The organism is Lentzea sp. NPDC060358, from assembly GCF_042725365.1.
GTDB lineage: Bacteria > Actinomycetota > Actinomycetes > Mycobacteriales > Pseudonocardiaceae > Lentzea.
Genome location: NZ_JBHXCW010000471.1, coordinates 1 through 1392 on the forward strand (window position 1 = coordinate 1; position 1392 = coordinate 1392).

Here is a 1392-nt window from a genome sequence, read left to right on the forward strand (position 1 = left end):
GCGGGTCTGTCAAACGAACGGTGTAACTCGGGTTGAAGGAAACTACTTGCGTCCGGCGGCCAGGCGGCCGTCGAAGGCGATGTCGAACGCGTTGAGCGCGGGTTTCCAGCGCATCGTCCAGCGTGCGCGGCCGGTGCCGGTCGGGTCCAGGCTCATGATCGCCATGTAGACGCATTTCAGTGCGGCCTGCTCGTTGGGGAAGTGCCCGCGAGCCTTGACGGCGCGGCGGATGCGGGCGTTGACGCTCTCGATCGCGTTGGTCGAGCAGATCACCCGCCGGATCTCCGGATCGAACGCCAAGAACGGCACGAACTCGGCCCAGGCGTTGTCCCACAACCGCACGATCGCCGGATAGCGGGCGCCCCAGGCCTCGGTGAACTCGGCGAACCGCTCACGCGCGGCGGCCTCGGTCGGCGCCGTATAGACCGGCTTGAGAGCCTTCGCGATCACCGCCCAATGCTGACGTCCCGCATAGCGGAAACTGTTGCGCAGCAAGTGAACCACGCAAGTCTGCGTGATCGTCCGCGGCCAGACTGTGGTGATCGCGTCCGGCAAGCCGGTCAGCCCGTCACAGACGACCATCAACACATCGGCCACACCGCGGTTCTTGAGCTCGGTGAGCACGTGCAACCAATATTTGGCGCCCTCACCGCCATCGCCGGCCCACAACCCGAGAATGTCGCGACGCCCCTCGCAGGTCACCGCGAGCGCGACATAGATCGGCCGATTCGCGACCTGCCCATCGCGGATCTTCACGTGAACAGCGTCGATGAAGATCACCGGATACACCGCGTCCAGCGGCCGGTTCTGCCACTCGACCATGCCCTCGACGACCTTGTCGGTGATCGTGGAGATGGTCTGGCGTGACACCTCAGCGCCATAGACCTCCGCCAAGTGCGCGGAGATCTCCCCGGTGGTCAAACCCTTGGCGGACAACGAGATCACCATCTCGTCCACGCCTCCCAAGCGCCTCTGCCGCTTCGCGACGATCTTGGGCTCGAAACTGGCATCACGGTCACGAGGCACATCGATCTCGACCGGCCCGACATCGGTGATCACGGTCTTGGAGCGAATGCCGTTACGCGAGTTCCCGGTCCCGCGGCCGGCCGGGTCGTGCTTGTCATAGCCGAGGTGATCGGTGATCTCACCCTCGAGCGCGGCCTCCAGCAGCCGCTTGGTCAGCTGCTGCAGCACCCCGCCCTCACCGGTCAGTTTCAGTCCGCTGGACTTGGCGCTACTCAGCAGCTGCGCGACGAGCTGCTCGTCCAAGCCGTCCAACCCGTCCAGGCCGGTCGCGGGCTTCGAGTCCTCGGCGTTCTCCACGCCGGACATCATGTCGGTCATCAGGTGCACTTCCATGATCGGGAGTTACACCGAACGTTTTACAGTCCC

The 1392-nt window shown here is 64.8% G+C and carries 1 protein-coding gene; it reads right to left on the reverse strand.

What is annotated here, in order from left to right; genetic code table 11:
- Positions 1-42: 42 nt before the first annotated feature.
- Positions 43-1347, reverse strand: a complete 1305-nt coding sequence (locus ACFWGZ_RS40975; RefSeq protein ID WP_382456968.1) for an IS256 family transposase — start codon at positions 1345-1347, stop codon at positions 43-45.
- Positions 1348-1392: the final 45 nt, after the last annotated feature.